We start from the raw sequence: 26,130 nt of genomic DNA, 5'->3' as shown, positions 1-26,130 counted from the left end.
CATGCGGGTACTGGTCACCGGGCACCAGGGGTATCTGGGCACCGTGATGGTGCCGATCCTGCGGGCCGCGGGCCACGAGGTCGCCGGCCTGGACATCGGCTACTTCGCCGACTGTGTGCTCGGCGGCTTCGCGGGCGATCCAGCGGGGCGGCGCGTCGACCTTCGTGACGTCACCGTCGAGGACCTGCGCGGGTTCGACGCGGTGATCCATCTCGCCGCCCTGTCCAACGATCCGCTCGGGGCACTGGCGCCCGAGATCACCTACGACATCAACCATCACGCGTCGGTGCGGTTGGCCCGGCTGGCCAAGCAGGCCGGGGTACGCCGATTCCTCTACGCCTCGACCTGCTCGGTGTACGGCGCCGCGGGCGACGGGCTGGTCACCGAGGACGCGCCGCTGCGCCCGATCACCCCCTACGCGCAGAGCAAAGTGCGGGTGGAGGACGATGTGGCCGCGCTCGCCGATGCCGATTTCACCCCGGTCTTCCTTCGCAATGCCACGGCCTTCGGCTTCTCCCCGCGATTGCGCGCCGACATCGTGCTCAACAATCTCGTCGGATACGCCGTGCTCACCGGCGAGGTGAAGGTGCTCTCCGATGGCACCCCGTGGCGGCCGCTGGTGCACGCCGCCGATATCGCGACCGCGTTCGAGTTGTGTCTGACCGCCGCGGCGGTCGACGTGTCGGCGCGCGCGTTCAATATCGGCACGGAGGTCAACAACCTCACCGTCGCCGAGATCGCGGGCGCGGTGGTGGACACCGTGCCGGGCTCGACGCTGGTGATCACCGGCGAGAGTGGCGCCGACCCCCGGTCCTACCGGGTCGACTTCTCCCGCGCGCGTGACATTCTCGGCTTCGAGGCGAGGTGGACGGTCCCCGCGGGTGCCGCCGAGCTCTACACCGAGTACACCGCGCGCGGGCTCACCGAGGAGGCGTTCTTCCATCGGTTCACCCGGCTACCCCACCTGCGCGGGCTCTGCGAGGCCGCCGTGCTCGACGATCGATTGCGCCGGATCAGTGTGCGGGCACCAGCGTAGCGCGCAACCGCGCCCAGCTGCCCGCACTCGCGTCCCGCGCGGACACCACGCTCACCGGCAGCGGCCAATCGATGGCCAGCTCGGGATCGTCGTAGGCGACGGCGAGGTCTTCGCTCGGGTCGTGCGGCCGGTCGATGCGATAGCAGACATCGGCGGTCGTGGTGAGTGCCTGGAAGCCGTGCAGGAAACCGGGCGGAACATACAGCTGATGGAACAACTCGTCGTCGAGCCGGAAGGCTTGCCGCGCACCGAAAGTCGGCGAACCGGGGCGGATGTCGACGAGCACGTCGTAGACGGCACCGTGAGCACAACGCACCAGCTTCGCTTCGCCACGTCCCCCTCTGCCGTGCAGCCCACGCACCACACCGAGCACCGACCGCGACTGCGAGTCCTGGACGAACGCCGCCGCAGCGCCCGGGACGCCCAGATGGGTATCGAACTCCTCGGCGTCGAAGGTGCGGGTGAACAGGCCGCGCTCGTCGCGGAACGGCTCCGGCGCGAGCACCACCACATCGGCCAGGTCGGTGGGTTCGATACGCACCCCGACATCCTGCCATGACCCGCCGATGCCGCGGCTGCGGTCACACCACGCTCACCACCGTCCTCGATCTCGGTGCGGTGCCCGCCGCCGACCATTTTCCTCCCCGCGACACCCCGGTCGAGCCCACCGAAGCCGCCCATCCGCTGCGGATGGATCGCTGCGGTCGATGCGGGCTAGCCCAGCTCGCCGACGACGACACCGTGACCGCGGAGCCGCGCGGCATCGAACCGCAGGCGCTGCGCGATCAGGCCGCCGACGCGGTGGCTCGGGTGCGGTCAGCGGGACTGTTGTGTGGGGACACGGTGACCGAGTTCGGGAGCCCACACGGCGGCAGCTGGCTGCCGCTGCTCACCGGCCACGGTTTCACCGAGACCGCGCGGCAGGCCGACGTGGTCCTCGACTGCTTCGGCATCATGCACGAACCGGATCAGCGCGCGGCGTTCGCCACCCGCGCGCGGGCGACCGCACCCGACGGGGTCCTGCTCGTGCAATACCACTCGCTGGCCGCGATCGTCGCGCAGGGCCAGTGGAATGCGTTGCGGCACGGGCATTTCGCGTACTACTCCCTGTCGGCACTGCGCACTCTGCTCGGCGTCGCCGGGATGAGCGTGGTGACCGTGTGGGAGTTCGACCTGTACGGCGGCACGGTGCTGCTGGCCGCGCGGCACGGCGACCATCCCGCCGACGCGACCGTCGCGCGGGTTCTTGCCGCCGAAGCGGGCGTGGTCGACCACGCGGCGGACCTGCAGCAGGTGGTCGACCGGCATGTGCACGCGCTCACAGCGTGGCTGGACGCCGCTGCGGCGAAAGGACTTCGGGTCTACGCCTACGGGGCGGCCTCGCGCGCGGTGGCGTTGCTGTCGATGGCGGGCGCCCGGCGCGAACTGCTGGCGGGCGTCGCCGACGCGGCCCCGGCCAAGCAGGGGCGGCGGATGCCGGGCACCGATGTTCCGATCATCTCGCCCGCCGAGCTGGTCGCGGCGGCGCCGGACGCCGTCCTGCTGACTCTGCCCGATCTGCTCGCCGAGGTACGCACCCGCCTTCCCGAACTCGACGGCCGCTGGTTCGTCGACGACCCGGCCGGTCCCCGCCGGCCCGCGATGCCGTAGCGAGCCCGTCACGCGGGCGGGCGGCCGTTCTCAGTCCACTGCGTCGGGGAAGACGGCGGCGAACAGCCTGGGCAGCGTGCGGGAACGATCGTGGCGGGCCGCGACGCGCGCGCGCCCGGCGTCGCGCAACCGGTCGCGCAGGCCTTGGTCGTCGAGCAGGCGCCGCAGGGCCGCTCGCAGGGCGATCGGGTCGTCGGGGCGAACGCAGAGTGCGACGTCGTCGGTGGCATTGCCGCCGTGGTCGGTAGCCACCACCGCGACACCGAGACTCATCGCCTCGAGCACCACCAGCGGGCCGGCTTCGGGCAGCACGCTCGCCGAAACGAGAACGTCCCAGCCGCGGATGGTCGACAACGCGTCGACCTGACCGACGAACCGGACCCGGCCCGCCAGGTCGGGCGCGGCCGCGCGCTCGTGCAGGGTCGCCAGATACAACTCGTCGCCCGGCAACGCGGTACCCGCGATCTCGACCGTCAGCTCGGGCAACTCGGCCACGGCTTCCAGCAACACGTGCTGTCCCTTCCACGCGGTGATGACGCCGAGAATGCCGATCACCGCAGGTCGGCGCGCCACTACCGGGGCGGGCTCGACCGGCCACGGCACACCGAGCCAGGCGACCTCGACCGGATAGCCGAGCGCGCGCACCGGGGCGGCGGCCCGCTCGGACACCGCCACCGCACGTCCCGCGGTCAGCTTGCCCAGCCGGGCGACCGCGAATTGTCTTGTGCTGGCGAGCACGTCGTGTACCAGCCATATCGTCGACCGTCGCCGCGAGCCCGACAACGCCACCGCGGGCAAAGCCATGGTCGAGTTGACCACCACGTCGGTGCGCCCGTCCCGGATGAGCCCCCGCAATGCCCGTGCGGCCAGCACCCAGTGCCAGAACATGACCAGCGCGGCACCACAGCGGGCGAGACCCCGCTGGCCGGTGAGCCCGAGCTCAGGGATCGGCACGTGCCCGACCTCGGCAGGCAGTCGCGCGCTGAGCGGACCCGCCGGGCACACCACCTCGACCCGGATTCCGCGCGCCACGGCCAGCCCGACCAGGTCGAGCATGACCTTCTCGGCCCCGGACGCGTTACCGGTGTGGGCGACGAACACCACTCGCCGCGCACGACTATCGGCCGCCACGCAGCACCTCCGCATGCCTGCGCACCACGGCAAGCGCGGGCTTCTCGGTGTAGTCCCGGCGCAGCACCCCGAAATTGTCCTCGACATCGTGCGGGTCCTGGCCCGCGTCGACCAGCGAGTATACGAACACGGGACCGACATCGTGGATGGCAGCGGCCATGCCGAGTCCCTGGTCGATGATCTCGGCCTGGGTCTGTTCGCTCACCGCCCGCGCCCCGGCACCTGTCGGCGCGCCGAACTCGGTGGGCCACAACTGCATCGCGCCGTCGTTGTTGGCGTCCATGATCCGCCGGATCCGCATCAGGTTGGTGAAGGCGTTGTACCAGCTCGCCGAGTCGGGCAGCTCCGGATAGGAGTACGGGTGTACCGCGATCGCGTCGAAGTCCTTGCCCGCACCGAGGGCGTACAGCGTTTCGACGAAGGTCGTCGGTGCGATATCGCGGCCGTCGTCGAGCGCGGGCGCCAAGCCACCGACGATCACCTGCCCGTGCGGCTGACGCGCGCGCACCGCCTCGGCGGCCTGCCGGAGCAGGTGCGCGTACACGGCCACATCGGGACGCGGGGCGAAGAAGGCGCCGGCATTCGGCTCGTTCCAGACTTCCCAGTGCGAGATCTGGTCGCGGTAATGCGCGACGGCGTCGCCGACGAACCGGCCGAACAGCACCGGCTGCGGCACGGCTTTGCTGCCACCCTCACCGCCGTGTGGGCTCGCCCAGGCGGGGGCGTAGGTGAGGATCGCGAGCACCGACAGGCCGTGCGCTCGTGCCGCGCGGACCGCGCGGTCGGTGGCCGACCAATCCTGGCTGCCACGCACGGGTTCGATCACCGACCAATCGATATCGATCCGGACCCAGGTGGCGCCGGTTTCCGCGACCAGGCCCATCTGCTTGTCCAGTTCCGCCGCGCCGAGCTGGAGCCAGGAGTGCCCGCCCGAGATGCCGAGGCCGGACCGCGCCACCGGCTCACTGCTCGCCGTCGGTTCCGGCGCGCAACCGAGCATCGCCGCCAGGACGATCACGGTCACACTCGCCCGCGCGATTCGCCACAGTGTCATCGGTTTTCGGTCCTCGCAGGCTTCGTATCGGCAATCCTTCGGCCCTTCGCATGATGCTTCCGGCGATCAGAAGGTATATCAGGCAGGCGCAGGCGGAGGTGAGAATCCATGGCGGCGACCAGCGCCCGTGCACCGCGGTTGCCGTGGCGATCACGACGACGGCGGTCACGCTGATCGCGGCCGGTGTCGCGAGTGGGAGCAGCCGCCGCAGCCGGACGGTCGCGACCACCGCGACCCACACCGCCGCCAGCAGCGCCACCTGGGCCGACAGCCCGGCGATGGCGGCGCCCTCGTAGGACATCCGGGAGATGAGCGGCCACGCCACACCAAGATTCACGGCGAGGGCACCGCCCGCGATCCACGGGATCAGGACGACGCGCCCGGTCGCCATCAGCGCGACCAGACCCAGGTGTGCCACCGCCCCGAGCAGGCCCGCCACCACCTGGATCCGGCTCGCGTCCGCCGCCACCGCGAAGTTCCCGCCGAACAGCAGCCCGATCACGTCCTCGGCCACCGGCCAGAACGCCACCACCGCCGTCAGGCCGAGGCCGAGCAGGACCACGTTCGCCTGCCGGAAGTAGCGCCGGAACCGCAGCGGGTCGTCGGGCCACAGGGCGATCAACAGCGTGGTCAGCGGTGCGACCACCGCCATCGCGGCGGTGTCGAGCAGATCCGCGAATTTCATGCCGACGGCGAACAGACCGACCGCTTCGAAGCTGTCGGCGTGGCCGAGCAGCAGCAGCCCCACCTTCTGCAGCATGATGATCAGCGCGAGGCCGATGCTCAGCGGCAACGCCTCCCGCAACATGGGGCCCCACCAGCGCAGCTCGATCCGTCGCGCCGGGACCGGTCCACCGAGCCCGCGCGACACCGCGACGACCTTCACGATCACCGCGACCACCTCGTAGGCGATGGCGGGCACCACCACGAACAGCAGGGTCGGTGCCCACAGCACCGCGGCCACCGTGAGCGCCAGCTGCACGCACCTGGCCAGCGACTCCGCCGCGGCGACCAGGGTCAACCGCATGGTGGATTGGAACAGGATCGTCAGCGCATGGCTAGGGGTCGCGATCACCACCACCAGGCCTGCCAGCGCGGTCGCGGCAACCACCGGCGCCGGGCACCGCAGGACGAGCACATAGCCGATGGCCAGCGCGTAACCGACGAGCCCGAGGACGGCGCGCAACACGATGAACGAGGTGGCGACCCCGGCGGCCTCCTCCGCGTCGCCGTGGACCAGCTTGCCGATCACCGCGCGCCCCACACCCAGGTCGGTGACGATCGCCAGCATGCCGAGCAATCCGAAGACGAAGGAGAAGTAGCCCCACTCGACGGCCGGGAGCGACCGGGCGATGAGCGTGGTGCCGAGCAACCCGAGCACGGCCGCGAAGATCCTGGCCCCCAGCATCGCCGCGGTGTTGCTCGCGGCCGCACGACCGGATTGCGCGCGGCGCACGCTCTCCGGCGGTTCGTCCAGCGCGGCCACCGGCACCGATTCGGTCACGGTAGCAACCCGGCCGTGCGATAGGCCGCGACGGTGGCCTCTGCGGTCGCCTGCCAGCTCAGCTTCGCCATCGCGATCAGCCCACGCTCGCGCAGTTCACGATTGGCGGCCGCGTCGTGCAGCAGCGGGCGCAGCGCGCGTGCCCAGGCGTCGGTGGTCGCGGGTTCGACCAGGACCGCGCCGTCACCGCATACCTGCGGCAGCGCGCCGACCGCGCTCGCGACCACCGCCCCACCGCAGGCCATCGCCTCGACCGGCGGCAATCCGAACCCCTCGTACTGCGAGCAGTAGGCGACCACGGTGGCGGCAGCGTAGAGCGCGGGGAGATCTGCCAGATCCACATAGCCGAGACCGTGCGCCCCCGCGGGCGCGTCCGGACCGTCGGACCCGGCACCTGCCAGCACGAGCGGAACGTCGAGTGCGCGGGCCACCTCGGCCAGCAGCGCGACCTGCTTGCGGGGCTCGACGGTGCCCACCTGCAAGACGAAGCGCTCCGGTAGCGCGAACCGGGTGCGGACCCGCTCGACGGCCGCCGCGTCGGGTACCCGCGCCCAGGCGGCCGGGGCCAGCGGCACCACCACCGCCTCGCGGCCGAACCGGTCGGCGATCCGCTCCGCGGTGAACTCGGAGACGGCGATGAGCAGGTCGGCGCGACGCAGCGCGCCGCGCACCAGCAGGCGCTCGCCGCGGGCCCGAAATCGGCTGAAGGCCCACGGCACATCGAAGACCGACAGGTCGTGCACTGTGCTCACCGAGGCGCGGGGCCCCACCAGCGGTACGTCGACGTCGAGACCGTGGAAGACCTCCACTGCGCGCAGCGGCGCGAAGCCGTGCCAGGCGCGGCGCGCACCCGCCGCGACCGGGCGCGCCCGCGCGGTGACCCCCGGCGGCAGCACCGGCACGGCATCTGCCTGGACCAGAGCCGACAGCGCGGTGCCCGGCAGCAGTTCGGCCAGGCGCGGCAATAGTTCGCGCTGGTAGGTGGCGACGCCTGCCCCGTTCGGCCGCAGCGCGAGTGCGCCGAAGCACAGCGCGGTCGACGCGGCGGTGGGGCTGGACGGTTCCTTCATCGCGTGACCTGCTCTCCGACGGCGTCCGGCACGGTGGCCGGAGACGGTGACTGCTGGGTGACGGCACAGCCGACCACCGCGGCGAGCAACCAGAAATAGAAGTCGCTCGGGAAGATCTCGAAGTAGCTCGATGCCAGGGCGGCGACCGCGCTGGCGAGTACCGACGCCGCGACGCCGAGGGCCAGCGCCGCGTCTGGACCGCGCAGGGTGCGCGCGGCGCGCACCGCCATCAGATAGATCACCACCAGGATCACCGAGAACAACCACAATCCGATCGGCCCCAGCTCGATCAGCAACTTCACGTAGTAGTTGTCGGGCTGATAGGGGCGTCCGTAGATCTGCACCTCACCGGTGGCATAGGGCAGTTTCTCGGCCATCGGCCCCAGTTCCTGGACAAGGAGTTTGGCCGCGGCCGCGCCGGTCGAGCCCAGGCCGTCGCCGAAGGGATGACTGCCGACGGTCCGGATGACGGTGTTCCACCCGGTGCTGCGGTCGGCCAGGCTCGATGCCGAGAACAGCGAACTGCCCGCCTGCGAGACCGCGACACCGCCGACGACGAGGACCGCCACCGAACCGAGGATCACCGGCATCAGCTGGCGCCGGTAACGCACCACCGCCAGCAGCAGCGCACCGACGAGCAGCCCGGCCAGGGCCGCGCGCACCACACTGGCCGCCGCGCCGAGGACCAGGATCGGCGTGGCCATCAGAAACACCCGGTTGCGCGGGCGCCGCGGATTCGCCAGGGCGACCGAACCACCGACCAGCAGCACCATCACCAGGTAGAACGCGAAGGGGAACGGCTGATTGAAGGTGCCGAAGGAGCGCAGCACACCACCGGCGAAGCGGATCGTCTCGTTGTATTCGTAGCCCATGCGCGCGAGCCCGGCTCCACCGATCCCCTGCTGGGCCAGGCCGAACAGCGCGATCCCGACCGATTCCACCATCATGATCGTGACCAGCAGATCGCGGTCCCGTGCGGTGAACGGACGGAGATACAGGATCAGCGGGACGACGAGGAAATAGAAGAACGTGATCTTGATGGCGAACAGGCCGAGCATTCCGGCCGTCACGAACGCCGACACGACCCCGAACACGCAGAGCGCGACGCCGAACGACCACCACGGCAACGCAGGCCGCGGTTCGGACCGGCGGTGCGGGACGAACAGCGCCACCGCCAGTGTCAGGCAGAGCAGCGCCTCCTTCCAGCCGTTGACCTGCATCCAGCCCGGCGCGATCTCGAGCAGGCCGTTGAACGGGACAAGCGCGGCCACCAGCAGCACACCGCGCTGCGGCCGGAACCGGATCCAGCGCAGGAAGACCCAGCCCACCGGGATAGCGGCCAGATACAGCAGCGGGTTCACGACAGCTCAGCTCCGCCCGACCAGGCCGGTGACCCGGACACCGAGCCGGACGACCGCCTGGCGCAGCACCACGAGATCGCCCGCCAGCACATCCATCGGCGCCACCAGGTCGCGGTAGTCGCGGCGCGCGGCATGGTTGAACCGCACGACATCGGAGAATTTGCTGAGTGTGGAGGTGCTGGAGGAATGATTGAACATCGAGGCCCGGCTCACTGCCAACGGCCGGTCATGCCCGTAGAACGCACCGCGGGAGCACAGCTGTGCGACCAGATCGATGTCCATGGCGTAGAAGAAGTCGCCGCGGAATCCGCCCGCCGCCGCGAACTCGCGCCGCCGGAAGAGAAACGCGGCGGTCGGGCACAGATCGTCGGGCAATCGACGGACGAACGCGCGCAGCGCGGCACGCGAGGACCGCCGTCCTTCCAGGCCTGCCAGACCACGGGCGGTGGCCAACACCGCACCGGCATCGTCGATCACGTCGAATTTCGCGCCCGCGACCGCGATTCCGGGCTCGCCGAGGGTTTCCACCTGCACAGACAGGCAGTCCGGGGTGATGAGATCGTCAGCGCATACCAGCTTCACCAACTCGCCCCCGGCACAGCGCACGGCCCGGTTCCAGTTCTCGACCATCGGTAGCACGGTGTCGTTGGTGTGGAGCCGGATTCGTTCGTCGTCCACGGCGCGCACCAGATCCCCGGTCCCGTCGGTGCTGGCATTGTCGACGACGACGATCTCGAAGTCGGAAAACGTCTGCGCGCGGATGGACGCGAGGGTCTCGGTGATGGTGCGAGCCGCGTTGTACGCCGGGACACACACCGAAACGGGCACCCCCATCACAGCATTTCCTCCACATCCGGCGGGCAGGCGTCGCGTCCCGTTTCGTGCACAGTACCCGCCGAGCAACCATCGTTCACATCGGCGAAGGACGGGCAGGAGTTACCGATTTCCCGGGGCCGGATGACATGACGTCCGCCACATCCGTTCGAGTTCACAGCACAGCGGAAGCCCAGCTAACATCGCTGGGAATCTTCGGCGGAATGTGGGGACAGCGTGAGCGAGACCGATCCGGCGGCGACCGGGGACGCCGGCGCCGCGGGTCCGGCGATGTCCGGAGTGGACATTGCTGGACATTTGCGGAATCTGGTTCGCGCGCTGCCGATCGCCACGTTGGTCGCGGCCCTCGTCGGCGGCGCGGTGTGGCTCGTTCGTGACGGCAGCCCGCGCACCTACGAGGCCAGCCTGACCGCGCAGATCTCCCAGCAGTCCATCGGCGCGGTGTTCAACGAACTCACCCAGCCCTACATCGTGCTGGTCACCGAGAGCCGGGTGCTGTCGGATGTCGTGAAGAACGGACTGGCGCCCTCGGAACAGGATCTACGTCCGCGCGTCTCGGCCATGACCGGGCCCGCCCCGTCGCTGTTGATCATCACGGCGCAGGCCGGGTCACCCGAGCAGGCCGAGAAGCTGGTCTTCGCGGTACAGCAATCGCTCGACAGCGTGGCCTCCCAGATGCGGACCGAGGCCATCGCCCGCTCGGCGGCCGATCTCGAGGTGCATCGCCGGGCCGTCGAGGACACGTTCACCGATCGGCTTTCCGAGGATCCGCTACGCCCGGAACTGAGCTTCGATGCCAGGGATGTGGCGCGCGAGATGGAGTTCCGTCAGGTGACGGGCATGCCGCGACTGACCGTGATCTCGAGTCCGAAATCCCAGCTGGTGGCTCCGCATCCGGTGCAGGAGGGCTTGTTCGCCGGGTTGGCGACGCTGATCGTCGTCGCGGAGTCCGTCGTGCTCGCCCGCGCGGCGCTGCGCCGCCGGAACGGCGGACGCGGGGGTGCCGATCCCACGCCACCCACCGACGGCGGGGCGCCGGTCGGCGCACAGCAGGCGATCGCCGGCGGCGGGGCGGCGACCACCGCGGCACCGGCCACCACCGAGCCGGTGCGGATGCAGCCGGTGATCACCGGCAGGGCCGCCACTCCGCCACCGGATGCCACGGAGTTCTCGGCGAGTGCCGGACCGGTCGTGGCACGAGAGAGCGGAGCCGCCCTCGCTGGGGTATTCGACCCGGAGACCACGGTCCTGCCCCGGCAGGTGCCGATGCGTGCCGCTCCGGTACGCAAGTCCAGCACACCACGCGATTCCTGACCCGGCCCGGTGGCGCGGGGCGAACGAGAGGGAGACCTGCCGGTGTCGATCTGGACATCCGAGGCATCGACGACGGATCCGTCGCGGCTGGTATTCGGCCCGGTTCGCCACGGCGATGCGGTCGTGCGGCTGCGCCCGCCACGTCTGTCGGACTTCGCGCGCTGGCGCGAGATCCGGCTGCGTGACCGCGCCCATATCGAACCTTATTGGGCCAGTTCACCGTTGGCGTGGGAACAACGGCACACGCCGCGACTCTGGGCGCGCGAGTGCCTGGTCGCACGAGCGGCGATGCGAGCCGGGCGCCGCTACTCGGGGGTCGTCGAGATCGACGGGCAATTCGCCGGCCAGGTCGACTACACCGTCGTCGACCCGGTGTCGGCGACCGCGGAGGTCAGCGCCTGGATCGAGTCGGACGCGGCCGGGCGTGGGCTGATGGGACTCGCGCTGTTCCTGGTGTGCGACACGATGTTCGGCACCCACGGCATCACCAGGTTGCTGGCGCCGGTGTCGACCGAGAACCGAGCGGCGCAGCGCTGCCTGGCCGGACTCGGTTTCCGCCACCAGGCGACCATGGCGCTGGCCTACGACGCGGGCGGGGCGCGCAAGGACCACGCGCTGTGGGCGATGACACCGGCCGACCTCGCCACCGATCGGCTCCCGCCGCTCATTCCGGCCGACGCTCATCGGCCGACTCCCGCGGCGGCGGCGCGCGCGGTCTCACGTCGGGTGCTCGCGCTCGCCGCCACGCGACTGTGGGTCTGGCGGCTCCGCGAACGCCTCCGGCGCTACCGTCCCACCCGGCCGGTATCGCTGCCGGTACCCGACCAGCCGAACACGGTGGTACGCACCCTGACCAGCGCCGATCGGGAGTCCTGGCTGCGGTACGCGCCTTCGGTCTGCGAACCGAGTGGCCGCGGTGCGTGGTACCGCGCCCGGTGGCATGCCCGCTTCGGGCTGCACTCCCCCACCGGCCTGCGACTCGTGCTCGAGGTCGACGGGTCGGTGGCCGGGGAGATCCGGCTGTACGACTCACCGCTGCCGTGCCAGGCCACCGGCCTCTACACCTGGGCCGACCCCGATCGCGTCGACGCCGGCCTGTGGGCCGCGGCGGTGCGCGCGGTGGTCGACCATGGATTCGGCGCGCTCGGCGTGCGGCGGTTCGCCGCCGAGGTCCCCGTGGACGCCCCCGCCGCGAAGGTGCTCGATGCCGCCGGATTCCACCACGAGGGGGTACTCACCGGCCATCGCGGACCGAGCGGGCACACCACCGACCACGACCTCTGGGGACTGACCTGATGCGCGATTTCACCAGCAGCAACGCCATCCAGGCGCGCCTGCACGACCTCGTTCCCGGCGGCGCGCACACCTACGCCCGCGGTGCCGACCAATACCCCGAGCAGATGGCGCCGATCCTGGTGCGCGGCAAGGGCGCCCGGGTCTGGGATGTCGACGGCAACGAGTTCGTCGAGTACGGCATGGGGCTGCGGTCGGTCACGTTGGGGCACGGGTACGAACCGGTGCTGCGCGCGGCCGCCGAAGCCGCCGCCGACGGACTGAGTTTCTCGCGGCCCACCGAACTCGAACTGCGTGCTGCCGAGGACTTCCTCGCGCTGGTTCCCGGTGCCGACATGGTGAAGTTCGCCAAGAACGGCTCGGACGCCACCACCGCGGCGGTGCGGCTGGCCAGGGCGGTGACCGGGCGCGAACGGATCGCGGTGTGCGCGCAGCCGTTCTTCTCCGTCGACGACTGGTTCATCGGCACCGGCCCGATGTCGGCGGGGATTCCCGCGGTCGACACGGTGACGTTCCCGTTCAACGATCTCCCCGCGCTGGAACGCCTGCTCGCCGAGTCGGCGATCGCCGCGGTCGTGCTGGAGGCGGGGACCGCGACGGCGGAACCGGCGCCGGGGTATCTGGAAGGGGTTCGGCTGGCCTGTGACCGCGCGGGCGCGCTGCTCGTCTTCGACGAGATGATCACCGGGTTCCGCTGGGCCGCGGGCGGCGCGCAGCAGGTATACGGGGTACGCCCCGATCTGTCGTGCTGGGGCAAGGCGATGGGCAACGGGTTCCCGATCTCGGCACTGGCGGGCAGGCGCGAGTACATGGAGCGTGGCGGTTTGCGCACCGGGCACGACCGGGTGTTCCTGTTGTCGACCACGCACGGGCCCGAGACCGCCGGGCTGGCCGCCTTCCGCGCGGTGGTGCACGCCTACCGCACCGAGGATCCGATCGGCCGGATGGAGGCGGCGGGCCGCAGGCTCGCCGAGGCGGTGAACGCGATCGCCGCGGCCAACGATCTCACCGACCACCTGCAGGTGGCGGGCAGGCCGTCCTGTCTGATCTTCCGCACGCTCGACGCCGAAGGTCAACCGTCCCAAGCGTTCCGGACGCTATTTCTGCAGGAGCTGCTCGACCGTGGCGTGCTCGGCCAGTCCTTCGTCACCTCGGCCGCGCACGACGACGGTGCCGTCGACGCCACCGTCGAGGCTTGCGCCGAGGCCGCCCTGGTCTATCGCCGCGCGATCGAGCGCGGCACGGTCGACGGGCTGCTGCGCGGCCGACCGGTCGCCCCCGCCCTGCGCCGCACGGCGGCGCCCCGACAGATCGAAACGAGTGTTCTCCGATGACCCGTGTGGCCCTGGTCCACGAACGTTTCACCGAGTTCGGCGGTTCCGAGGCGGTGGTCGGCGAATTCGTCCACACCTGGCCCGGCGCCGAGGTTTTCGCGCCCATCGTCGCGCCGGGCGGGCTGCGCGAACCCGTCCGTGCCGTCAACGACAGCTGGCTCAGCCGCGCCCACACTCTGCTCGGCGGCAGGCACGCGCCGCTGCTGCCGCTGGTGCCTGGCAGGCTGCGCGGGTTGCCGCTGCGCGAGTTCGATGTCGTGGTGATCAGCCATCACGCCTTCGCCACCCAGGCGGCGCTGGCTACCGACGCGCCGGTTGTGGCCTATGTGCACAGTCCGGCGCGCTGGGCGTGGGATCGCGAGTTCCGGGCGCAGGAGGCGGGCGGCCGGGCAGGCCAGCTCGCGCTGGGCGCGCTGGGCGCGCTGGCCCGCCGTGGCGAGCTGCGCGCCGCGCCGCGCCTGACGCACATCGTCGCCAATTCGCATGCCGTCGCCCAGCGGGTGACCGACTGGTGGGGGCTGCCCGCCTCGGTGGTGAACCCGCCGGTACAGGTCGCGCGGTTCACTCCGGATCCGGGCATCGCGCGCGAGGACTTCTTTCTCTGCGCGGGCAGGCTGGTGCCCTACAAGCGCGCCGACCTGGCGATCCGGGCGGCGCAGCGGGCGGGGGTGCGCCTGGTCGTGCTCGGCGACGGTCGTTTCCGCGCGCAGCTGGAAGCGATCGCGGGCCCGGAGACCACCTTCCTCGGCGCGACCTCCGCCGACGAGCTGCAGGACATGTACCGGCGCTGCCGGGCACTGCTCATGCCGGGCATCGAGGACTTCGGCATCGTGCCCGTGGAGGCGATGGCCTGCGGCGCGCCGGTGCTCGCGGTCGGGTCCGGCGGCGCGCGCGATACGGTCCGGCCCGGCGTCACCGGGGAGTACGTGCCCGCGGGGTCCGACGAGGACGTGGTCGCCGCGCTGGCCGAACGGATGCGCACGTTCGACCCGGCGGCCTACGATGCAGCCAAGGTGCGCGAGCACGCGCTCGGTTTCGCCCCCGAGGTGTTCCGCGCACGGATGGCCGAGGTGGTCGACGCGGTCGTCGCGGGACGATAGCCACAAGGTTTCCGCAACTCTCGGTTACTGAAATTTACTGTTACACACACCATTTGACCTGCGGCGACGGGTGACAATTCCCACACGGCGACCGGGCGCCACGAGCTTGCCCGGCCAGGTTACCGACGAGTACGGTTGAGCCCTGCCGGGACGACGATGTGCCCGGTTTCTCTCCAGCCACTGCGTTGCTGGAATCGACCGTTGATGCCCGCATCCACCGCCGCATGCCGGATCACTGTTGCACGACACCGTGTTTCGAGAATTTCAGGAGGGGCGATGGTTTCCTACATCGTGACAGGCGGTACCGGTTTTCTGGGTCGGCGGGTGGTGCGCGGGTTGCTCGCGGCCGACCCGACGGCCATCGTGCACGTGCTGGTGCGTGCCGAATCGCTGACCAAGTTCACCGCGCTCACCGCGCAGCATCCCGACGGCGACCGGGTCTTCGCGCTGGTCGGCGATCTCACCGCCGACGGCCTCGGCCTCGGCGACGAGCCGCCGCGCGCCGATCACGTCCTGCATCTGGGCGCGGTCTACGACATGACCGCCGACGAGGCCACCGCGCACGCCGCCAATGTGGCCGGCACCCGCTCGGTCATCGAGCTGGCACGCCGGCTCGGCGCCGTGCTGCACCACGTGTCCTCGGTGGCGGTCGCCGGTGACCATCGTGGCAAGTTCTTCGAGGAGGATTTCGACCTCGGCCAGAACCTGACCTCGCCGTACCACCGCACCAAGTTCGCCGCCGAGAAGCTGGTGCGCGAGGCCACCGATGTGCGGTGGCGGGTGTATCGCCCGGCCATCGTCGTCGGCGATTCGCGCACCGGCGAAATGGACAAGATCGACGGGCCGTACTACTTCTTCCAGGCGATCGCGTCCCTGGCCGCGCTGCCCGCCGACCTGCCGTTGCCGCTGCCGGACCTGGGCGCGACCAATGTGGTCCCGGTCGACTACGTCGCCGAGGCGATGGTGCGGCTGGTGCGCCGCGACGGACTCGACGGGCGCACCTTCCACCTGGTCAATCCCGAACCGCAGCCGTTCGGCGACATCTACCGCGCGCTCGCGACCGCGGCGGGTGGGCCCACCGGGATCGGCACGGTGCCGGGCAGTGCCCGCGCGCTCAGCGGGCTCGGCCATGTCCCCGGCGCGCACGCGGTCCGCGATTTCCTGTTCGAGCAGGCGGGCATTCCGGCCGAGGTGGCGCCGCACGTCGGGTTCACCGCCGAGTTCGTCGCCGAGTCCACCCGGGCCCAGCTGCCCGGACTCGCCGTGCCCTCGTTCGACACCTACGCCCAGCGGCTCTGGGACTACTGGCGGGCCAACCTGGATCCGCACCGCGGCCGTCCCGCACCCGACGCCGACCGGCTCGCCGGCCGGGTCGTGCTCATCACCGGCGCGTCCTCCGGCATCGGGCTCGCCACCGCGCACGCCGTCGCCGCGCGGGGCGCGACGGTGCTCATGGTCGCGCGTGGCGCCGAAGACCTCACCGCCGCAGCGGAATCCGTGCGGGCCGGGGGCGGGACGGCGTTCGCCTACCCGTGCGATATCACCGACGCAGCGGCGGTCGACGAGCTGGTCGGCGCGCTGCTGCGCGAGCACGGCCACGTGGACTACCTGGTGAACAATGCGGGCCGGTCGATCCGCCGCTCGGTGGCCAACTCGGTGGATCGCATGCACGATTTCGAGCGCACCATGGCGGTCAACTACTTCGGCGCGGTGCGGCTGATCCTGGCACTGCTGCCATCCATGCGCGAGCGGCGCTTCGGCCACATCGTGAACATCTCCTCGATCGCGGTGCAAACCAAGGTGCCCCGGTTCGCCGCCTACGCGGCGAGCAAGTCGGCGCTGGACAACTTCAGCGAGATCGCCGCGGTCGAGAACCGTGGCGCCGGAGTGAGTTTCACCTCCATCCGGATGCCGCTGGTGCGCACGCCGATGATCGCGCCGACCGATCTCTACCGCGCGCTGCCGCTGCCCGATCCGGAACGCGCGGCGAACATCGTGGTCAGGGCGCTGCTGGAGCGGCCGGACCGGATCGACACCCCGGTGGGTACCTTCGCCCAGGCGGTCGAGATGTTTCTGCCCTCGCTCAAGCGCACTATCCTGCACACCGGATTCCGGTTGTTCGGCGAATCCACCGCTGCGCAGGGTAAGTCTGTCGTCGCGCCTGCCCCCGCCGAGCCCGCGCCGGAACCGGCCGAGCCGAGCCGCAACGCACTCACCGTACTCGCGCCGGTGCTCACCCCGCTGATGGTGATGCCCAGCCCCGCGGCGCGGATGAGCCGGATGCTGCCCGGCGTGCACTGGTAGACCGCGATACTGCCGGTCGCGACGTGGTCGCGACCGGCAGTATCGGTCAGCGCGGGGCGCTCGCGGCCCCGGCCACCGGCCCCACCACGGCCACGAGCTGAATCCGCAGGCCGCGGCGCCGAGGTACCAGCGCGGCCGTGTCGAACCGCCGGGTGAGACATCAGTGTGGCCGGCGCCGAGCGGGGCGGGTTGCTAGGCCTCGCGCCGGATGCCGAGCAGCATTGCGACGGCGGCGCCCGTCGCCACGATCCATCGGCGCAGGCTCGAAGATGACGGCGCAGAACAGGGTCCAGGCGAGCAGCGACCACACCAGGAACGGCGGCGGGGTGATCTGCCGCCGTCGAGACGACATCGGGGACCGCGGAGGCGAACGACGTCTCACCCGGCGGCGGGCACCGCGCTCGACCAGGGTTCGCCGGCGGCGATGAGCGATCGCGTCGCGCGCAGCTCACGCGGCCTGCCCATGGCGACGGCCCCGACGGGGCGACCGGCCCGCAATGCCACGGCCAGGAAGTCCCCAGCGGCGAGCACCCCGTCGACCACCAGCTCGTCGTGCGGATGTACCCACCCGGCGAACTGCAAGGACCGCCCGTATTGCTCGGTCCAGCCCCACGGCACCTCGGGTGGCTCGGCCGGATTCCCGAGCATCGACCTGGCGGCCGCGGCACCGGCCGACTGTGCCGCGTTCCAGTGCTGTCCGCGCTCGAACTCCCCGCGCAGGGGGTGGTACACGGAGGCCACATCGCCGGCGGCGAACACCCCGGGTGCCGAGGTGCGGTAGTGCTGGTCGACCACGATGCCGTCGCGCACGGCGATGCCGGCGGCCTCGGCCGGTCCGGTCTCGGGAACCGATCCGACGGCGACCAGCGCGGTCGCGGCCGACCAGGTTCGACCGTCCGCGGCGGTCGCGGTGACCCCGGCGCCGCTGTCGGCGAGTCCGGTGGTGGTCACCCCGGTCTCGACCAGCACTCCGTGCTGCTCGTGGAGATCCCGGATCAGTTCCGACACCGGCGCGGGCAGCACCCGGTCCAGCAGCGCCGGTGCCGCGTCGAGCAGCGTCACCTCGGCGCCGAGCCCGCGGGCGGTGGCCGCGACCTCACAGCCGATCAGCCCACCGCCGATGATCAGCAGCGACCCGCCCGCCACCACCGCGGTCCGCAGTGCCGCGATGTCGGCGCGGGTCCGCAGCGTGTGCACCCGGGTGGCGGCGGTCTCCCAGCTCCTGGCCCGCGCTCCGGTGGCAAGCAACAGACTGTCGTATCCGAATTCCGCGCCGGTGTCCGATCGCACTGTCGCGCGGTCGGTGTCGATCGACTCGACCAGGAAGCCGGGACGGAAGCCGACGCGGTTGTCGGCCCAGAACTTCGCCGGTTTCAGGACAGTCCGGTCGAACGAGCCCGCACCGGACAGCAGGTCCTTGGAGACCGCGGGCCTGCGGTAGGGCAGGTCGGTTTCGGCCCCGAGGAGAAGGATCTCCCCCGCGTAGCCCTCGCGTCGCAGCGTCTGGGCCGCGGTGGCACCGGTGACACCGGCGCCGACGACGATGATCCGGCCGGTCATCGCGAAACCGCCTCACCCGGAACGAAATCGGGCTTCTCCCTGACCCCGCAGTCGGGGCAGCACCAATCGTCGGGGATCGACGACCAGGCGGTGCCTGCGGGGAATCCCTCCCGGGGAGCGCCGAGCTGTTCGTCGTAGCGGTAGTCGCACACAGGGCACACGTACACGGTCATCAGCGGGCTCCGTAGGCGGCGAGGATCCGGTCCCGCTTGGCGGGCTGGATGTTCACCCTGGTGATGTCGCCGTCGTAGTGCGCGAGCACCAGCGGGTCCATCACCCGGCGCCACAGCGGGGTCAGGTAGGCGAGGCCGATCAGACTGGCGTAGCCGCTCGGCAATTCGGGAGCGCCGTCCATGTGCCGCAACGTCTGGTAACGGCGGGTCGGGTTGGCGTGATGGTCGCTGTGGCGCTGCAGGTGGTACAGGAAGATGTTGGTGACGAGATGGTCGCTGTTCCAGCTGTGTTCGGGGGTGCAGCGCTCGTACCGTCCCGAGGCGGTCTTACGCCGCAGCAGGCCGTAGTGCTCGAGATAGTTCACGGTCTCGAGCAGGGAGAATCCGTAGACGGCCTGGATCAGCAGGAACGGCAGGATCACCGGACCGAACGCCACCACCAACGCGGTCCACAGCACCACCGTCATCAGCCAGGCGTTGAGCACGTCGTTGTGGATCGTGAACGGCCCCTTGCCGAGTCGCTCCAGCCGGGTGCGCTCGAGCTCCCAGGCCGACCGCAGGCTGCCCCACACACTGCGCGGCAGGAAGGCCCAGAACGATTCGCCGAAGCGGGCGCTGGCCGGATCCTCCGGGGTCGACACCCGCACGTGGTGGCCGCGGTTGTGCTCGATGTAGAAGTGGCCGTAGCCGGTCTGGGCGAGGGTGATCTTCGACAGCCAGCGCTCGAGTTCGTCCTTCTTGTGGCCGAGTTCGTGCGCGGTGTTGATCCCGATGCCGCCCATGGCCCCGATGGTGAAGGCGAGCCCGATCTTCGACACCAGGCCGAGACCGCCGTCGAGACCGAGCCAGGACAGGTCGTCGGCCGACCACAGGTAGCAGGCCAGCACCAGGCTCACCAGCTGCAGCGGGATATAGGCGTAGGTGCAGTAGCGGTAGTACCGGTCCTGCTCGAGCGCGGCCATCACCTCCTCCGGCGGGTTCGTGCCGTCGGGGCCGAAGAAGCGATCCAGGATCGGCAGCAGCACGTACACCAGCAGCGGCCCGATCCACCACCACACCGGGGCCACCGCACCCCAGCCGAGCTGTCCGAACACCCACACGAAGCCGCAGGCCAGGATGGCGGCGCCGGGCGCGACCAGCCCGAGCAGCCACAGGTACCGCTTGGGATCGCGCCAGTGCAGCTCCGGCACCGACCCGTCGTGCTCGATCCGAGACGTCGTCATCGTCGTCCTCCTGTCCGCCGAACACAGACCGCAGTGGTGCCGCATTCGTTTACACATCTACTGAATGTGTTCTAGTGAAGACAGTCACAGCCACTTTGTCAATGATCGATCCTCTTTCGGCAGACATGTACGATGAGCCGGTGACCGCATCACCGAACTTCCACGCCGAAATGCGCCAGGTGCTGCGCGACCGCATGCTCGACGCCGCGCGCGACATGGTGGTGACCGAGGGCTGGGGCGCGGTGAACATGTCGCGGGTAGCCAAGGAGGTCGGCATCAGCAGGCCGGTGCTCTACAAGGAGATCGGCACCAAACAAGCACTCGCCGACGCCCTGATCGAACGGGAGCTCGGGATCTACCTGGCCGGGATCGCCGACACGCTGGCCGAGCACCCGGACGACCCGCGCGAGGGCATGACCGCCGCCGCCGACTACACCCTGCGCAACGCCGGCGACAACACGCTGATCAAGGCCGTCCTGTCGGCGCGCGCCGACGCCGACACCGCACTGCTGCCCGCACTGCTGAGTGAACCGGAGCCGGTGCTCGGCCGGGCGGTCGCCGCGCTCACCGGCACCGTCCGCGAACGCTACCGCCTCGCCGGACTGTCCGACGCGGAGCTCACCTCGGTCGTGGAGATCATGGTGCGGCTCACCCTGAGCCACCTGTTCCAGCCGACCGGCACTGTCGACCGTGCGGTGACCCAGATCGGCGCCGTGCTGGCCGGGGTGCTGCCCGCCGCGTGACGGGCAGCCGCCCTCACAGCCGCGCGTCCACGTGCCGCGCGGCGGCGGTGAAGGCCCAACCGTACGCGCCGTGCGCGGTCGGGAACACGCCACCGGCACACACCGGATCGCCCGCGGTGCAATAGTTCACGGTGCGATCGGCGTACAGCGGCGCCACCGCGCCGCCGACCAGCCGCAGTGGATCGCCGAACAGCAGCACCGCGACGATGCGCGGCGACAGCCCGGGATCGAGGACCCAGATCCCCGGCAGCGCGGTGGCCGCGGCCGAACCGAGCACGCCATGGGTCACCACGGCACCCTGCGAATAGCCGACCAGAACGAAGCGCTGGTCGGGGCAGGCCGCCGCCTGAGCCGACAGGTGCCCGACCATCGCCCTCGTTCCGTCGCTGACCGAACTCGGCACCAGCAGGTCCGCCGGATACTCCACGCGATGTGCGGTGGTGTCGACCGGTAGGTGCGCGCGGAGCACCCCGTAGAGCGGGTCACCGACGGCGGCGCCGAGATAGCCGGGTTCCTGTGTGCCACGGGCGATCACGATGTCCACGGTGGCACAACTGCGTGCCAGCGCGATCGGCATCGGTGACATCGCTGTCGCGATGCCCGCGGCCAGGAGCGCTATCGACAGTGCTCGCGCTGTCTGTCGTGCGACGTAACGTATTACCTTTCGAGAGGCCATGGCACCCACCCACTCACGCCGTTGTGAGAATTCGAACGAGCGATATCACCGTCTACCGCAAGGGTTTTCGGCTCGCTTACGCAGTGGGTACCCGCCTGCCCGCAACGACCCGGCGCGATCTCGGCATCACTTGCGCCACGACCGGGTCTCGGATCGCGTGCGGCCCAACGCCGCTCGCGCGATCAGCGCTTCTTCGGCTTTTTCTTCTTCTTGGGCTTGTCGTGGTCGGGCTCCCACTCGTAGCCCGGGACGCCGCGTTCACAGTAGGAGTTCTCCACGAGCACGTCGCCGCGGTCACGTTCGCACCAGCGCTCGGTCCGGGAGCACGACGTGGAGCCGAGACCGGCCATAACCGCGAAAACGAGCACGGCGGCACCCGCCCTGGTACGGATCTGCATGGATTCGAGGACCTCTCTACACTGAAACATGGCTGGTCAGGGCCTTTTTCCAAGACTTACCCCCGGCCCCCGACAGACCAATGCTACGTTCCGGGTATGTCGAGCGCAGCCACTGAGCCCATCGAAGATTTCACCCCGGACGCGATTGTCGTCGGTGCCGGGCTGGCAGGCCTGGTCGCCACCCACGAGTTGGTGCTGGCAGGCCGCAAGGTTCTGGTGGTCGACCAGGAGAACCGCGCCAATCTGGGCGGGCAGGCGTTCTGGTCGCTGGGTGGGCTGTTCTTCGTGGACAGCCCCGAACAGCGCAGGCTCGGCATCAAGGACTCCTACGAGCTGGCGCTGCAGGACTGGCTCGGTTCGGCCGGATTCGACCGCGACGACGAGGACCGGATGGCCAGGCAGTGGGCCGAGGCCTATGTGCGGTTCGCCACCGAGGAGAAACGGGATTACCTGCACGCGTTGGGTTTGCGGGTCACGCCCCTGGTCGGCTGGGCCGAACGTGGCGGTGGGCTGGCCGACGGGCACGGCAATTCGGTGCCCCGGTTCCATCTCACCTGGGGTACCGGCCCCGAGGTGGTGCGAGTGTTCCTCGAGCCGGTGCTGGCCGGAGAGGCACGCGGACTGGTGCGGTTCGCCTTCCGCCACCGGGTCGACGAGCTGATCGTCACCGACGGCGCGGTCACCGGGATCAGCGGCAGCGTGCTCGCGCCCAGCGATACCGAGCGCGGGGTGGCGTCCGACCGGGAGGTAGTGGGTGAGTTCGACTTCCAGGCGCCGTCGGTGCTGGTGAGTTCCGGCGGGATCGGCCACGCCCACGACCTCATCCGCCGCAACTGGCCCACCGAGCGGCTCGGGCCGTGCCCGCAGACGCTGATCTCGGGAGTGCCCGCCTACGTGGACGGGCGCATGCTCGGCATCTCGGAGCAGGCGGGCGCGGCGCTGGTGAACCGGGACCGGATGTGGCACTACACCGAGGGCATCAACAACTGGGACCCGATCTGGCCCGACCACGCCATCCGGATCATTCCCGGACCGTCGTCGCTGTGGTTCGACGCCGACGGAATCAGGATGCCCGCACCGTGTTTCCCCGGTTTCGACACGAACGCGACCATGCGGCGGATCCTGGCCACCGGGCACGACTACTCGTGGTTCGTGCTGAACCAGACGATCATCGAGAAGGAGTTCGCGCTGTCGGGTTCGGAACAGAATCCAGATATCACCGGGAAGGATCTCAAGCTCACGCTGCGCAGCCGGGTCGCCAAGGGCGCGCCGGGCCCGGTGGAGGCGTTCAAGCAGCACGGAGTGGACTTCGTGGTCGCCGACACTCTGGCCGAGCTCGTCGACGGGATGAACGCGATCGCGCGGGGTCCCCAGCTCGAGGTGGGCGCGCTGGAACGCCAGATCGTGGCCAGGGACCGCGAGATCACCAACCCGTTCGGCAAGGACGCCCAGGTAGCCGCGCTCACCAACGCGCGCAAGTACTTCGGTGACAAGGCCGGTCGCGTGGTGAAGCCGCACCGCATCCTGGACCCGGCGCACGGCCCGCTCATCGCGGTGCGGTTGAACATCCTCACCCGCAAGACCCTGGGCGGTCTGCAGACCGACCTGGATTCGCGGGTGCTGCGACCGGACGGCGAGGTGTTCGGCGGGCTGTTCGCCGCCGGTGAGGTCGCCGGTTTCGGTGGGGGCGGTGTGCACGGCTACAACGCGCTGGAGGGCACGTTCCTCGGCGGCTGCATCTTCTCCGGCCGGGCCGCGGGCCGCGCGATGGCCCGGCGTCCGCGCGGCTGAACCTACTGGGGGCGGCCGTGCCGTGGGGTCAGGGCACGGGCCGCCTCTTTCGCGACCGCGGCCAGCGCCCGTGCCAGCCGGGCGGTGTCGAGGGCACCGCGGTCGCCGGGCAGGGTGCCCGACAGCGAGATCGCGGCCAGCGCCACGCCGCGGCCCCGGATCGGGACGGCGACACACCCGACGCCGGGGAGCGATTCCTCGGTGTCGACGGCGACGCCCTGCCGGTTGCGGATGCGCGCCAGTTCGCGATGCAGCTCGGCGCGGTCGACGATGGTGCGGGCGGTGCGCGCGGTGGTGTTGCCGCGCAACGAGGCTTCCGCGATGCCGGGCTCCAAGGTCGCCAGCAGCGCCTTGCCGACGGCGGTGCAGTGCGCGGGCAGCCTGCCGCCCACCCTGGTCGGGATGGCCATCTGGCTGCGGCCGCCTGCCTTGTCCAGGAACAACACCTCCCGTCCGTCGAGCACGGCGAGGTGCCCGGTCAGGCCGGTGCGCTGACTCAGATCGTGCAGCAGCGGGCCGACCGCTTCGCGCAGTTCGTTGTGTTCGGCGGCGAGTCCACCGAGTTCGAGCACCCGCAGCCCCAGCCGATAGCCGCCGGGGGTGTGGGCCAGCCAGCGCAGCCGGATCATCTGGTCGAGGATGCGGTGCACGGTCGAGCGCGGCAGACCGGTGCGTTCGGCGAGCCCGAGCAGGGTGAGGGTGGGGGTGGTCGCGTCGAACGCGTCCAGGATCAGCGTCATCCGCTCGATCATCGATGTGGGGGGTGCGGCGGCCGTGCGGCCCGATCCGGTCCACAGGTCTTCCGGCGCCGGTTCGGTCACGATTTCGACCGTCATTGTTCCACCCTCCACAGTGTGCAGCGGATACAGACTAGGCCCGTCCCGTCCGCTTACGCACCATTTCGCTGTACCGACCGGTTCATCGGGGTGACCGGCAGCAGCCTGCCCGCCGGCACGGACCGGCGCGGGGCCAGTATCGCGGCGATCTCCGCGACCGCGCGCGCCGCGGGGCCGTCGGGGTCGGTCCGGATGAACGGTGTGCCCGCGTCGCCCGCCGCGCAGGCCCCTGGGTCGAAGGGGATGCGGCCCAGCACCGGGCAGTAGGTGTCGAGCAGGGTGCTCAGCGTCCGGCTGACGGCGGTGGCTCCGCCCGCGCCGAACAGGGTGTGTCTGGTGCCGTCGGGGGTGTCGTACCAGGACATGTTCTCGATGATGCCCGCCACCCGCTGGCCGGTCTGGGCCGCCATCGCGCCGGCGCGCTCGGCGATGCGGGCCGCGGTGCGCTGGGGTGTGGTGACGACCAGCAGCTGCGCGGCGGGCAGCAGCTGGGCCAGCGAGATCGCGATATCCCCGGTGCCGGGCGGCATGTCGACCAGCAGCACATCCAGCTCACCCCAGTACACGTCATGGACGAACTGTTGCAGCGCACGATGCAGCATCGGGCCGCGCCAGACGACAGGCGCGTTGCCGTCGGCGAACATGCCGATCGAGATGACCCGGATGCCGAACGCGCTCGGCGGCATCAGCATCCGGTCCACGAGGGTGGGGGCCGCGGTGATGCCGAGCATCGCGGGCACCGAATGCCCGTGCACATCGGCGTCCATGATGCCCACGCGCAGCCCCCGCCGGGCCAGCGCGACGGCCAGATTCACAGTGACACTGGACTTTCCGACGCCACCCTTGCCCGAGACGACACAGTAGATCCGGGTCGGCGTGTCGGGGGCGGTCAGGCCGTCGTCCGCCGCGGTCTCGGGCCCACGCAGCTGGACTCGCAGGGCCCGGCGCTGATCCTCGCTCATCACACCGAAGCCGACCTCGACTCCGGTGACGCCGGGGACCGCGCCGACCGCGGCGCGGATGTCGTCGGTGATCCGCGCGCGCAGTGGGCAGCCGGCCACGGTGAGCAGGATGCGGACCACCACCCGCCCGGCGGTCTCGATGTCGACACCGTCGACCATGTTCAGTTCGGTCAGCGGCTTGCCGATCTCCGGATCGTCGACCTCGGCCAGGGCCGCGAGGATCCGGGCCTCGGTCGGGGTGCTCAACATCGGCTCGCGCGCAGCATGTCCGCGCGTTCGACGACCTTCACCCGGTCGCGGCCCTCGGGAGCGCCCAGCGCGCGTTCGTGCGCGTCGAGCCGATACCAGCCGTCCCAGGTGGTGAACGCGATGCCCGCGCCGGTGAGGAACTCCAGTACGGCGCCGGGATCGGAGTGCGCGGGGCGGGTCAGGGTGGCCCGGTCGGCGAGCAGGCAGGCGACGGTCTCGTTGGCGTCGCCCTTGGTGTGACCGATGAGGCCGACCGGGCCGCGCTTGATCCAGCCGGTCACGTACACACCCGGCAGGGGCTGCCCGTCGGACAGGACCCGGCCCGCGAGATTCGGGATGGTGCCGGACTGCTCGTCGAAGGGGATGTCGGCGAGATCGCCGGAGCGGTAGCCGACGGCGCGGTAGATCGCCTGCACGTCCCACTGCTTGTACTCGCCGGTGCCCTTGACGTTGCCGGTGCCGTCGAGCTGGGTGCGTTCGGTCTTGAGACCGACGACCTTGCCGTCCTCACCGAGAATCTCGGCCGGGGACTCG

The 26,130-nt window shown here is 70.7% G+C and carries 23 protein-coding genes and 1 pseudogene; 9 read left to right on the top strand and 15 right to left on the bottom strand.

Annotated elements, in window-relative coordinates; all coding sequences use genetic code 11:
* Position 1 precedes the first annotated feature (1 nt).
* Complete coding sequence (locus ACFOW8_RS24315; protein ID WP_378554660.1) at positions 2–1,036, top strand: NAD-dependent epimerase/dehydratase family protein; 1,035 nt, start codon at positions 2–4, stop codon at positions 1,034–1,036.
* Here the strand turns inward: ACFOW8_RS24315 and rfbC are convergent.
* A complete protein-coding gene (rfbC, locus tag ACFOW8_RS24310) occupies positions 1,014–1,577 on the bottom strand; it encodes a dTDP-4-dehydrorhamnose 3,5-epimerase (protein ID WP_378553780.1) in 564 nt (187 codons plus the stop codon). The two genes, ACFOW8_RS24315 and rfbC, sit on opposite strands and share 23 nt — an antisense overlap.
* 14 nt (positions 1,578–1,591) lie before the next feature.
* Between rfbC and ACFOW8_RS24305 the strand changes: the two genes are divergently transcribed.
* Positions 1,592–2,686, top strand: a complete 1,095-nt coding sequence (locus ACFOW8_RS24305) for a class I SAM-dependent methyltransferase (protein ID WP_378553779.1) — start codon at positions 1,592–1,594, stop codon at positions 2,684–2,686.
* Positions 2,687–2,716: 30 nt separating this feature from the next.
* Here the strand turns inward: ACFOW8_RS24305 and ACFOW8_RS24300 are convergent, their stop codons facing one another.
* Genes ACFOW8_RS24300 through ACFOW8_RS24275 form a run of 6 tightly spaced genes read right to left on the bottom strand, consistent with a single transcriptional unit; the run spans position 2,717 to position 9,640 of the window.
* Positions 2,717–3,817 (bottom strand): glycosyltransferase family 4 protein, encoded by a 1,101-nt coding sequence (locus tag ACFOW8_RS24300; protein WP_378553778.1) that lies wholly within the window; start codon positions 3,815–3,817, stop codon positions 2,717–2,719.
* Positions 3,804–4,871 carry a beta-xylosidase gene (locus tag ACFOW8_RS24295; protein WP_378553777.1) on the bottom strand — a complete coding sequence of 356 codons (1,068 nt, stop codon included), beginning with the start codon at positions 4,869–4,871 and terminating at the stop codon, positions 3,804–3,806. The genes ACFOW8_RS24300 and ACFOW8_RS24295 overlap by 14 nt, the downstream gene beginning before the upstream one ends.
* Positions 4,780–6,375: an oligosaccharide flippase family protein gene (locus tag ACFOW8_RS24290; RefSeq protein ID WP_378553776.1), complete on the bottom strand. Its 1,596-nt coding sequence runs from the start codon at positions 6,373–6,375 to the stop codon at positions 4,780–4,782. Before ACFOW8_RS24290 ends, ACFOW8_RS24295 begins: the two co-directional genes overlap by 92 nt.
* The gene (locus tag ACFOW8_RS24285; RefSeq protein ID WP_378553775.1) at positions 6,372–7,445 is read right to left on the bottom strand and encodes a glycosyltransferase family 4 protein; all 1,074 of its coding nucleotides are present in this window, start codon (positions 7,443–7,445) and stop codon (positions 6,372–6,374) included. The genes ACFOW8_RS24290 and ACFOW8_RS24285 overlap by 4 nt, the downstream gene beginning before the upstream one ends.
* On the bottom strand, positions 7,442–8,806 hold the full coding sequence (locus ACFOW8_RS24280) for an O-antigen ligase family protein (RefSeq protein ID WP_378553774.1): 1,365 nt from the start codon (positions 8,804–8,806) through the stop codon (positions 7,442–7,444). Before ACFOW8_RS24280 ends, ACFOW8_RS24285 begins: the two co-directional genes overlap by 4 nt.
* A 6-nt stretch (positions 8,807–8,812) precedes the next feature.
* On the bottom strand, positions 8,813–9,640 hold the full coding sequence (locus ACFOW8_RS24275) for a glycosyltransferase family 2 protein (protein WP_378553772.1): 828 nt from the start codon (positions 9,638–9,640) through the stop codon (positions 8,813–8,815).
* Between the two features lie 216 nt (positions 9,641–9,856).
* On the opposite strand from ACFOW8_RS24275, the gene ACFOW8_RS24270 reads away from it, so the two are divergent.
* From ACFOW8_RS24270 to ACFOW8_RS24250, 5 genes are all read left to right on the top strand, one after another.
* Positions 9,857–10,954 (top strand): hypothetical protein, encoded by a 1,098-nt coding sequence (locus ACFOW8_RS24270; protein ID WP_378553771.1) that lies wholly within the window; start codon positions 9,857–9,859, stop codon positions 10,952–10,954.
* Positions 10,955–10,996: 42 nt separating this feature from the next.
* The gene (locus ACFOW8_RS24265; RefSeq protein WP_378553770.1) at positions 10,997–12,250 is read left to right on the top strand and encodes a GNAT family N-acetyltransferase; all 1,254 of its coding nucleotides are present in this window, start codon (positions 10,997–10,999) and stop codon (positions 12,248–12,250) included.
* Positions 12,250–13,581, top strand: coding sequence for a glutamate-1-semialdehyde 2,1-aminomutase (locus ACFOW8_RS24260; protein WP_378553769.1), 1,332 nt, complete (start codon positions 12,250–12,252; stop codon positions 13,579–13,581). The genes ACFOW8_RS24265 and ACFOW8_RS24260 overlap by 1 nt, the downstream gene beginning before the upstream one ends.
* On the top strand, positions 13,578–14,681 hold the full coding sequence (locus tag ACFOW8_RS24255) for a glycosyltransferase (protein ID WP_378553768.1): 1,104 nt from the start codon (positions 13,578–13,580) through the stop codon (positions 14,679–14,681). Before ACFOW8_RS24260 ends, ACFOW8_RS24255 begins: the two co-directional genes overlap by 4 nt.
* Before the next feature lie 276 nt (positions 14,682–14,957).
* Positions 14,958–16,985, top strand: coding sequence for an SDR family oxidoreductase (locus tag ACFOW8_RS24250; RefSeq protein ID WP_378553767.1), 2,028 nt, complete (start codon positions 14,958–14,960; stop codon positions 16,983–16,985).
* Positions 16,986–17,363: 378 nt separating this feature from the next.
* Here the strand turns inward: ACFOW8_RS24250 and ACFOW8_RS24245 are convergent, their stop codons facing one another.
* The 3 genes from ACFOW8_RS24245 to ACFOW8_RS24235 are packed head-to-tail and all read right to left on the bottom strand — an operon-like array spanning position 17,364 to position 19,941.
* Positions 17,364–18,545: an NAD(P)/FAD-dependent oxidoreductase gene (locus tag ACFOW8_RS24245; protein ID WP_378553766.1), complete on the bottom strand. Its 1,182-nt coding sequence runs from the start codon at positions 18,543–18,545 to the stop codon at positions 17,364–17,366.
* A complete protein-coding gene (locus ACFOW8_RS24240; protein ID WP_378553765.1) occupies positions 18,542–18,718 on the bottom strand; it encodes a rubredoxin in 177 nt (58 codons plus the stop codon). Before ACFOW8_RS24240 ends, ACFOW8_RS24245 begins: the two co-directional genes overlap by 4 nt.
* Complete coding sequence (locus tag ACFOW8_RS24235; RefSeq protein WP_378553763.1) at positions 18,718–19,941, bottom strand: alkane 1-monooxygenase; 1,224 nt, start codon at positions 19,939–19,941, stop codon at positions 18,718–18,720. Before ACFOW8_RS24235 ends, ACFOW8_RS24240 begins: the two co-directional genes overlap by 1 nt.
* Positions 19,942–20,081: 140 nt before the next feature.
* On the opposite strand from ACFOW8_RS24235, the gene ACFOW8_RS24230 reads away from it, so the two are divergent.
* The gene (locus ACFOW8_RS24230; protein WP_378553762.1) at positions 20,082–20,684 is read left to right on the top strand and encodes a TetR/AcrR family transcriptional regulator; all 603 of its coding nucleotides are present in this window, start codon (positions 20,082–20,084) and stop codon (positions 20,682–20,684) included.
* A 13-nt stretch (positions 20,685–20,697) separates the two neighbouring features.
* Here the strand turns inward: ACFOW8_RS24230 and ACFOW8_RS24225 are convergent, their stop codons facing one another.
* The gene (locus tag ACFOW8_RS24225; protein WP_378553761.1) at positions 20,698–21,261 is read right to left on the bottom strand and encodes a cutinase family protein; all 564 of its coding nucleotides are present in this window, start codon (positions 21,259–21,261) and stop codon (positions 20,698–20,700) included.
* 281 nt (positions 21,262–21,542) lie between these two features.
* Positions 21,543–21,788: a hypothetical protein gene (locus tag ACFOW8_RS24220; RefSeq protein WP_378553759.1), complete on the bottom strand. Its 246-nt coding sequence runs from the start codon at positions 21,786–21,788 to the stop codon at positions 21,543–21,545.
* Between the two features lie 66 nt (positions 21,789–21,854).
* Here ACFOW8_RS24220 and ACFOW8_RS24215 point away from each other — a divergent pair, with 66 nt between their 5' ends.
* Positions 21,855–23,549: an FAD-binding dehydrogenase gene (locus ACFOW8_RS24215; RefSeq protein WP_378553758.1), complete on the top strand. Its 1,695-nt coding sequence runs from the start codon at positions 21,855–21,857 to the stop codon at positions 23,547–23,549.
* Between the two features lie 2 nt (positions 23,550–23,551).
* On the opposite strand, the gene ACFOW8_RS24210 is transcribed toward ACFOW8_RS24215, so the two are convergent.
* The 3 genes and pseudogenes from ACFOW8_RS24210 to ACFOW8_RS24200 form a co-directional block, all read right to left on the bottom strand.
* Positions 23,552–24,385 carry an IclR family transcriptional regulator gene (locus ACFOW8_RS24210; protein WP_378553757.1) on the bottom strand — a complete coding sequence of 278 codons (834 nt, stop codon included), beginning with the start codon at positions 24,383–24,385 and terminating at the stop codon, positions 23,552–23,554.
* 53 nt (positions 24,386–24,438) lie between these two features.
* Positions 24,439–25,593: an Mrp/NBP35 family ATP-binding protein gene (locus tag ACFOW8_RS24205; RefSeq protein WP_378553756.1), complete on the bottom strand. Its 1,155-nt coding sequence runs from the start codon at positions 25,591–25,593 to the stop codon at positions 24,439–24,441.
* A pseudogene (locus ACFOW8_RS24200) lies at positions 25,590–26,130 on the bottom strand (pyridine nucleotide-disulfide oxidoreductase); the annotation flags it as partial. The gene ACFOW8_RS24205 and the pseudogene ACFOW8_RS24200, both read right to left, overlap by 4 nt.

It is taken from the genome of Nocardia rhizosphaerae (assembly GCF_042650365.1).
Taxonomy (GTDB): domain Bacteria; phylum Actinomycetota; class Actinomycetes; order Mycobacteriales; family Mycobacteriaceae; genus Nocardia; species Nocardia rhizosphaerae.
The sequence above is the reverse complement of the archived record's forward strand: the minus strand, read 5'-3'. Positions and strand labels throughout refer to the sequence as shown.

What these genes read in the sequence shown, in the direction of transcription:
- ACFOW8_RS24315 (WP_378554660.1), top strand. Translation starts at nt 2, where the DNA reads ATGCGGGTACTGGTCACCGGGCACCAGGGGTATCTGGGCACCGTGATG.
- ACFOW8_RS24305 (WP_378553779.1), top strand. Translation starts at nt 1,592, where the DNA reads ATGACCCGCCGATGCCGCGGCTGCGGTCACACCACGCTCACCACCGTC.
- ACFOW8_RS24295 (WP_378553777.1), bottom strand. Translation starts at nt 4,871, where the DNA reads ATGACACTGTGGCGAATCGCGCGGGCGAGTGTGACCGTGATCGTCCTG.
- ACFOW8_RS24285 (WP_378553775.1), bottom strand. Translation starts at nt 7,445, where the DNA reads ATGAAGGAACCGTCCAGCCCCACCGCCGCGTCGACCGCGCTGTGCTTC.
- ACFOW8_RS24275 (WP_378553772.1), bottom strand. Translation starts at nt 9,640, where the DNA reads ATGGGGGTGCCCGTTTCGGTGTGTGTCCCGGCGTACAACGCGGCTCGC.
- ACFOW8_RS24260 (WP_378553769.1), top strand. Translation starts at nt 12,250, where the DNA reads ATGCGCGATTTCACCAGCAGCAACGCCATCCAGGCGCGCCTGCACGAC.
- ACFOW8_RS24255 (WP_378553768.1), top strand. Translation starts at nt 13,578, where the DNA reads ATGACCCGTGTGGCCCTGGTCCACGAACGTTTCACCGAGTTCGGCGGT.
- ACFOW8_RS24250 (WP_378553767.1), top strand. Translation starts at nt 14,958, where the DNA reads ATGGTTTCCTACATCGTGACAGGCGGTACCGGTTTTCTGGGTCGGCGG.
- ACFOW8_RS24245 (WP_378553766.1), bottom strand. Translation starts at nt 18,545, where the DNA reads ATGACCGGCCGGATCATCGTCGTCGGCGCCGGTGTCACCGGTGCCACC.
- ACFOW8_RS24240 (WP_378553765.1), bottom strand. Translation starts at nt 18,718, where the DNA reads ATGACCGTGTACGTGTGCCCTGTGTGCGACTACCGCTACGACGAACAG.
- ACFOW8_RS24235 (WP_378553763.1), bottom strand. Translation starts at nt 19,941, where the DNA reads ATGACGACGTCTCGGATCGAGCACGACGGGTCGGTGCCGGAGCTGCAC.
- ACFOW8_RS24225 (WP_378553761.1), bottom strand. Translation starts at nt 21,261, where the DNA reads ATGCCGATCGCGCTGGCACGCAGTTGTGCCACCGTGGACATCGTGATC.
- ACFOW8_RS24220 (WP_378553759.1), bottom strand. Translation starts at nt 21,788, where the DNA reads ATGTTTCAGTGTAGAGAGGTCCTCGAATCCATGCAGATCCGTACCAGG.
- ACFOW8_RS24215 (WP_378553758.1), top strand. Translation starts at nt 21,855, where the DNA reads ATGTCGAGCGCAGCCACTGAGCCCATCGAAGATTTCACCCCGGACGCG.
- ACFOW8_RS24210 (WP_378553757.1), bottom strand. Translation starts at nt 24,385, where the DNA reads ATGACGGTCGAAATCGTGACCGAACCGGCGCCGGAAGACCTGTGGACC.